We start from the raw sequence: 6254 nt of genomic DNA, 5'->3' as shown, positions 1-6254 counted from the left end.
TCACTTCAACAGTACGCTTCTTTACATCTGGAAATTTGAATGATTCCCGGGTACACTTTGTCACTGGCAATTCCTTTTCTTTATTCAGCATAGGTGACTGAATTATAAAGAATTATTATGGAATCGCCATCTCCCTTCGTGCAATATTCAGGCTAAAAGATCATCATATTCAGATCAGCATGGATGGCAAGGGTTGCTACTATGACAATATTTTTATTGAACGGCTTTGGCGGACAGTTAAATATGAGCTTTTATATACCCGAGAATTCAATAATCTGAAGGAGATAAAGCAGAATTTATCCACATGGTTTGAATGGTACCATCAAGAACGATTTCATCAAAGCCTTGACAGTCTTACTCCTCATGAAATCTACTATAATGATCCAAGAATTGATCGGGTTGCCTGAACTCGATTAACTATACATGTCAGAGCTTAACTTTCTTTCAGGTTGTCCAGTTACAGGGAACCACATCAGGCAGATAATTTATAAATTGATTACTCAGGGTTTTCCTAGGAATTCTGTGGAGGCTAATACATCAATACTGCGAAGCATTAGCAATACTCTCTAGTTCACCTACTCTGTACAATCAGTTCTGAACTAGCCCACCTTATCAGATAATTTTCTCAGATTAATTGTAACGTTCGCCCATGCCCATCCAATGTATTCCAGATTGGCCTGAATAATCGTTTTTGGCTCTGGTATGATGACACCATCATCAATAACGATTTCTAGCCAAAGCTCTATGGCTTCCTTGGCGTTAACAATCGCCTCATCAATAGTATCACCTGCTGAAAAACATCCGGGAAGGTCAGGCACGACCATGCTAAAAGCGTGTTTATCATCATTATTTGGTTCGATAGCAATGGGGTATTTCATAAATCCCTTCTACTTAAATCCAGCTTTTTCTAGTTATAGCATGTCCTCTATAAATTGATTATAATTTATAGAGGACCTATCCGATATCAAGTCGCCGTAAAGTATAGCCTATCTCATAAAAATGGTTCAAATTTCATAAGCGGCAAAGAGGCGATCGATAGAACAACCCTCCCTTCTTCTGATGACTTTGGCCTGAGCCTATTTAGGCTCAATGTGATTAAAGTCCGGAGAATAAGATGGCAGGTATTCAAGCGTATACCCGGCGTTGGCAATGGCGGTTTTGATATCCTGCTGTTTATGAAACGTTGCGTTGTCCATGACAATCACGCAAGCAGGCAGAAGTTTAGGCAACAGGTCCTGCGTCACTCACGCATAGAAAATGTCGGCGGTGATATTGGCGATGAACAGGCCTACGGTCAGCAGCGCCTTTCCGATCAGAGCGCCGATCCCATTGGTTCGGCCTCTTGCATGCCAATCTTTTACGCTATGGGTGTGCTCGTATGATACGCGTACGGGGATGATCCTTGACGTCGTGCGCCAGAATCTCCATGTCAATCCTGGTGGCAGGCTTGTTGCGGGTTGTCCTGGGATCGGGAGTCTTGAGCCAGCACGTCACACTGGCGATACCTACGCAAAAACGCTTAACCACTTGCGCGATTGAGAAGTTCTCCTTCTCTCGAACGGATAATACTTTATGGCGAAATGATATCGGATAGGTCATCCGTAAATTATAATCAATTTATAGGGATATACTATATATAGCAAAATCAGTTAATAATGATTTAAAGAGTATTCTCATTGTCTTACCGAACACAAATGGAAGCAGACCAAAGCACTGTGTAGACAACAAAACAAAAAAACCATCGATATATTCTTTAAATTCTAAACCTTATGAATCATTATTAACTGGTTAGGCCATATAAAAAAAGACCAATACTAGAATTAATATTGGTCTTGTCAGAGTTTAAGTTAACTTAGGCTACACAACTAAGGTAACTTAGGTTACAGCTCTAGGAGAAGAGCATCCCTTATTTTTCAAAATGCTACTAACTGTAGCAATTATCAAATATCTCATAAAGAATAATGTGCTAGTAGACATATCTACCCATAAAAACAAATCCATTGAGGCTAGAGCACCAAGTAAAACAAGGCCAAGAATTATTGCTGCGCTACTGCTAACTTGGTTCCTTCTAATTTATAAGTCCCTAATAAATTAATTTTAAAAATGTTATCGAAAATATTAAAGTATAAGCTTCACAAAAGTTTCCCAATATTTTAACAAAAACTTTATAAGTTAGAAGAAAAACTTCACAAAAAGTTCACATTTTATTCACAAATAATTTATATAGAGTCTACTCAAAAAGTACTTCTTGTAATTTTGTATAAAATTTATTATCCATAATATATTGTTTTATAAGGAATATTATTTATAACAGTATGCAGTTTAATAAAATTGCTCGAACTCAGGTAAGCTTGAGCTCAAATCAAGTGCAAGGGTTTCTGCATAATTTATTCAAAAACCTTGCACTTAAAAAGTGATTTTTACAACATTCTTAAGTAAAAACTATTCTTTATATATAACTACTCACCCCATACTTTATGAGTCTCACCAGCCAACGCTATTTGAATAGCGATAAGCGGGTTGTACCCTTTGTTGGCCATGGGATTGCAGGTAACTTGAAATTCGGCAATAGGCATGTGCATATTCGCTGACCCTGAAACAGCCTGAGATCTTTTGTTTGCTCTTTGACATTCTCAAGTCCCGCTCTGCTCTATTATTGGTGAACGATACATACGGGTCTTTCGCAAACAGCAGCACCGCTGCCTCATGAATTTTCAATCTTTCCCAAAGATTGTGTGCATAGGTTTGGCAAGCGTGCCGCGTTTACCATTGGGTTCAGGCAAGCTGACCGGCAGTTCTTTTTCAGCACGCGTTAAGATATTCCGGTAACGTTTTTGCAGATTGGCGAGCGCTTTGTCATTCAAACGCTTTTCCGTGCTTTTAGAGACTTCTTTGCAGGTCGTAACAGGTGTTTCATATTGCGTGCCCAGGTATAGTCGTGCGCATCAACAATAAAAGTCAATTCACGCAACAGATGTGAACCGCACAGTCCCTGTCTGCAAGGAGGTACGATAAATGGATGACCAGCAGTCATGCATAATGGCACCGCCATAGCGCGGAATGATGTTAATTGCTTCGATAGCCGCTTTGCCCCGGTTTCGGTGCAAAAACTTGAGAGTGATGTCACTCGAGGAATAGACATGAATCCAGTCGTTCTTCATGTCAACCCGGAAAGAGGTTTCATCGAGGTTGATCGTCGGTGAATTGAGTATCTTCTCGACAGCTTGCTCTCCCAGCTTGCCAGTGCCTGATGAAGACGAAGCACAAACTTGAGTAAACTGGCCTCTGCAATCACGCCCCCTATCATTGATTTCACCAACTTCTGTACCCGGTTCAGAGCAACCATCTGGCCGATCAGCAAGTTAATCACAAAAGCCTTTAAACCATCGCCATACTGTAACGGGCCGTGCATGTCTGGCGGGAATACGCCTTTCACCGTAGTACCACAAGCCGGACAGCGTTTAATTTCAGCATCCACATGATCAATGACTTTCTCAAATATAATATCGATCTTAGTTCGCCTTTCATGATCGTTACAGGGAACCTCACTCAGATCTTGGGCGCACACCTCGCAAGTGAGGACTGGAGAAATCGTAACGGTTTCGTTAACGCGGCTATTGCTGGCCTGGTTTTTGTTCTCACTGTTGCCTTTGCCGTTACTTCCAGGATGACCTGACGCGGATTCATCTTTCGACGTTTGCGAAGAGGGTTTGCTGGAATGACTACTGTCTTTTTTAGTGCTGCGTTCAAGAAAGATAGCCAGGATCAGTTCGACAATCATAAATAGGCTATTCATGATTGCCTGACTTTCAGAAGAGAGTTTTCCTTCAGAGCCAAGACGATCAAAGTCTGCTTTTAAACGGCTGACTTTGTCTCTAACTGAAGTTTTAGCCAGGCTCGCTACGTTGATATTTATGGGTTATTATCGATAATTCCATCATAACACGGCTTTTTTCGGCGCTCGGTAAGCCAATCAGTAAGGATAAAATAGGCTTACCCAGAAAAAACAGCAAAACCATACTGAAAATGGCTTATCGCTGGTTCTAAGGTGATTACCGTGGGAATTTATCTATGCGGCACAAAATTGAATCTTTCTCGCTTAAAAAAACCCGTCAAGTCTTTTTAAATATTTTAGGGGGCGAGTAGTTACCCCAAATTTAAGTTGTTAATGCAGGGTACTACTCACAATTGATGAATTACTATCGATAACTACCAGAATCTTATGAGATTACTGTAGAAAAATATTTCACAATGCTGCCAAGTTTATGCTGCGGCCAAATACATGTTTACTTAGGAAGACATAGAATTGAATTGAGCAGCGAGATCTTCTAACAATTTTATATACATATCATTCATAAATTCTATAGCCTCTGTTTCATTTGATTCCCATCTGCCGCTCCATTCCACAAATGTTTTCCCCTCTGAAGTAATCGGTAATAGATGCAGATCACCTACATAGTTACGAATGTTCTCTGGAGAAATAGGAGGAGGTGCATTATCAATGGAATAAGTAATACGATGATCTAATGAACTATAAGCAATTAGTGTATCCAAGAAATTCCCGTTCAAAAGCCGCTTTGCATCGACAGATGTTCCTTCCATGCCTCCCACGTTCTCGCACTGCTTTATGATAGATGGTGCCCACGAGAAATCATGAAAATCTGAGATACGCCTCCATACCACCTCAATGGGTGCGTTAACAACAATAGAGTTATAGACACTGGGCATTATAAAAGTCCATCCCATTTCATGTAATAATTGGATGATAAATCACTTTGCCAAGGATAATTTAGGCTCGTTCTATATAAATGATATGCGTACTGGTTTGATCATAATATTAAATTACGATGGGTAATGTTTTTATCTTTGCTTTCTATTTCATACTTTCATTTTACCAAATGATAAACTTAATATTTGGGAGTATATATCATGTTTTGTTATTTCCTGTATAAAACAGAAACTTCTATTTTCTATTATTTACTGATGTTACGCAGGCCGCCGAAAAAGGCTTATCATTTAGGTCATGAAAAAAGAAAAGCTTGAGCTATATTCTAATTATCTGATAAGCAATAATGGTTATGCAACAGCAACAGGGTTAAACAGGGTTATCGACAATGCTGGATGGCGAAGTCAGTCATGACCAAATGACGCGTTTTTTATCGGGGGAAGAATTACACCTCCAAAGATTTATGGCGGCTGGTTAAATCGGCCGTGCCACAGGTTGAATGCGAAGCGGGCTGTCTGATTTTTGATGACACGATTCAAGAGAAAGAATGGACGGATGAGAACGAGTTCATGCGCTGGCATTATGATCTTTTATGCTCCTGGTAAAGGACGGGCGGTAAAAGGGATTAACGAGCTCAATGCCTTATCACAATGGCAAAGTATCAGTGCCGGTCGCCTTTAGAGTGATGCACAAACCGATCCAGTTCTGTGATGTAACGACATGGCAAGTCAAGCGTGCCAGCATGGTTACTAAAAATGAACTGATGCGGGAGATGCTAAATATAGCATGTACACTATAACTGATTATAATTTACAGATGACCTATCCGATATCATTTCGCCATAAAATATTATCCGTTCGGAAGAAGGAGAACCTCTCAATCGCACAAGTGGCCAAGCGTTTTTGCGTAGGTGTCGTCAGTGTGATGCGCTGGATCAAGACGCCCGATCCCAAGACCACCCGCAACAAGCCTGCCACCAAGATCAACATGGAGAGATTGGCGCAGAACGTCAAGAATTATCCGGACGCATATCAGTACGAGCGCGCCAAACGGCTGGGAGTCAGCAAGCAAGGCATTAATCACGCTTTAAAGCGTCTGGGCGTGACTTATAAAAAAAGCCTGCGTCACCCCAAAGCCAGCGAAGAAGAGCGACGTATCTTTCATTGCCATAAACCTTTTTGTACTTTCCTGGCAAATTCTCGAAATGCATAAAGTACCCTTACTCTGCGTCATATTTAACATCAATTACTCTAATTGGCCCTGCATTAGTATCTGAAACCCACACATCTATTACGGTACCATCCATTGGAGCTGTCTCGATAGGAAGCTACCCGAATATTTGCACGAGCATCCAAACTAAGAGCGAATTTGCCAGAAATTCATTTTTAATTTGGATGAATCGTATTTGTAGTCAGAATTTGTTGTTAAGCATTAAGCTTTTTTGTGTTTTCTGGTGGAGTTATGGCAAAAAGTGGGGATTTCTTCAGTTAATAGGCATAGCCCATCCACCCCATCGCTATTTTATGCG

Annotated in this window: 9 protein-coding genes and 1 pseudogene; 2 read left to right on the top strand and 8 right to left on the bottom strand. The window is 40.6% G+C overall.

Features of this window, described 5'->3' with window-relative positions; genetic code table 11:
* Positions 1-101: 101 nt before the first annotated feature.
* Entirely contained in the window at positions 102-407 is a 306-nt protein-coding gene (locus tag BM283_RS16930) for an integrase core domain-containing protein (protein WP_090695228.1), read from the top strand.
* A 192-nt stretch (positions 408-599) separates the two neighbouring features.
* Here the strand turns inward: BM283_RS16930 and BM283_RS16925 are convergent, their stop codons facing one another.
* The 8 genes and pseudogenes from BM283_RS16925 to BM283_RS16900 all read right to left on the bottom strand — a co-directional run bounded on the left by BM283_RS16925 (position 600) and on the right by BM283_RS16900 (position 4728).
* Positions 600-878 carry a type II toxin-antitoxin system HicB family antitoxin gene (locus BM283_RS16925; protein WP_090695226.1) on the bottom strand — a complete coding sequence of 93 codons (279 nt, stop codon included), beginning with the start codon at positions 876-878 and terminating at the stop codon, positions 600-602.
* A 198-nt stretch (positions 879-1076) separates the two neighbouring features.
* Positions 1077-1196, bottom strand: a complete 120-nt coding sequence (locus BM283_RS20730) for a transposase (protein WP_368086455.1) — start codon at positions 1194-1196, stop codon at positions 1077-1079.
* Positions 1197-1362: 166 nt separating this feature from the next.
* Positions 1363-1599: an IS630 transposase-related protein gene (locus tag BM283_RS16915; RefSeq protein WP_254776423.1), complete on the bottom strand. Its 237-nt coding sequence runs from the start codon at positions 1597-1599 to the stop codon at positions 1363-1365.
* A gap of 993 nt (positions 1600-2592) precedes the next feature.
* Positions 2593-2733: pseudogene (locus BM283_RS20225) on the bottom strand (transposase); the annotation flags it as partial.
* Positions 2715-2864 carry a hypothetical protein gene (locus BM283_RS19095; protein WP_175492208.1) on the bottom strand — a complete coding sequence of 50 codons (150 nt, stop codon included), beginning with the start codon at positions 2862-2864 and terminating at the stop codon, positions 2715-2717. The gene BM283_RS19095 and the pseudogene BM283_RS20225, both read right to left, overlap by 19 nt.
* Positions 2865-2963: 99 nt before the next feature.
* Positions 2964-3236 carry an IS66 family transposase gene (locus BM283_RS20725; protein ID WP_368086454.1) on the bottom strand — a complete coding sequence of 91 codons (273 nt, stop codon included), beginning with the start codon at positions 3234-3236 and terminating at the stop codon, positions 2964-2966.
* The gene (locus BM283_RS20215) at positions 3158-3796 is read right to left on the bottom strand and encodes a hypothetical protein (RefSeq protein WP_254776421.1); all 639 of its coding nucleotides are present in this window, start codon (positions 3794-3796) and stop codon (positions 3158-3160) included. Before BM283_RS20215 ends, BM283_RS20725 begins: the two co-directional genes overlap by 79 nt.
* 494 nt (positions 3797-4290) lie before the next feature.
* A complete protein-coding gene (locus tag BM283_RS16900; protein WP_090695218.1) occupies positions 4291-4728 on the bottom strand; it encodes an SRPBCC family protein in 438 nt (145 codons plus the stop codon).
* A 784-nt stretch (positions 4729-5512) separates the two neighbouring features.
* Here BM283_RS16900 and BM283_RS16890 point away from each other — a divergent pair.
* Entirely contained in the window at positions 5513-5938 is a 426-nt protein-coding gene (locus BM283_RS16890) for a transposase (RefSeq protein ID WP_254776420.1), read from the top strand.
* The last annotated feature ends 316 nt before the right edge of the window (positions 5939-6254 follow it).

Origin of the sequence: Nitrosomonas sp. Nm34, assembly GCF_900113925.1 — a bacterium.
Classification (GTDB): domain Bacteria; phylum Pseudomonadota; class Gammaproteobacteria; order Burkholderiales; family Nitrosomonadaceae; genus Nitrosomonas.
Note: the sequence above shows the minus strand (reverse complement) of the source record. Positions and strands in the feature narration are given on the sequence as shown.

Excerpts from the sequence above, each read along its gene's own strand:
- BM283_RS16925 (WP_090695226.1), bottom strand. The coding sequence starts at position 878 with ATGAAATACCCCATTGCTATCGAACCAAATAATGATGATAAACACGCT.
- BM283_RS20730 (WP_368086455.1), bottom strand. The coding sequence starts at position 1,196 with ATGGACAACGCAACGTTTCATAAACAGCAGGATATCAAAACCGCCATT.
- BM283_RS16915 (WP_254776423.1), bottom strand. The coding sequence starts at position 1,599 with ATGACCTATCCGATATCATTTCGCCATAAAGTATTATCCGTTCGAGAG.
- BM283_RS20215 (WP_254776421.1), bottom strand. The coding sequence starts at position 3,796 with ATGAATAGCCTATTTATGATTGTCGAACTGATCCTGGCTATCTTTCTT.
- BM283_RS16900 (WP_090695218.1), bottom strand. The coding sequence starts at position 4,728 with ATGCCCAGTGTCTATAACTCTATTGTTGTTAACGCACCCATTGAGGTG.
- BM283_RS16890 (WP_254776420.1), top strand. The coding sequence starts at position 5,513 with ATGTACACTATAACTGATTATAATTTACAGATGACCTATCCGATATCA.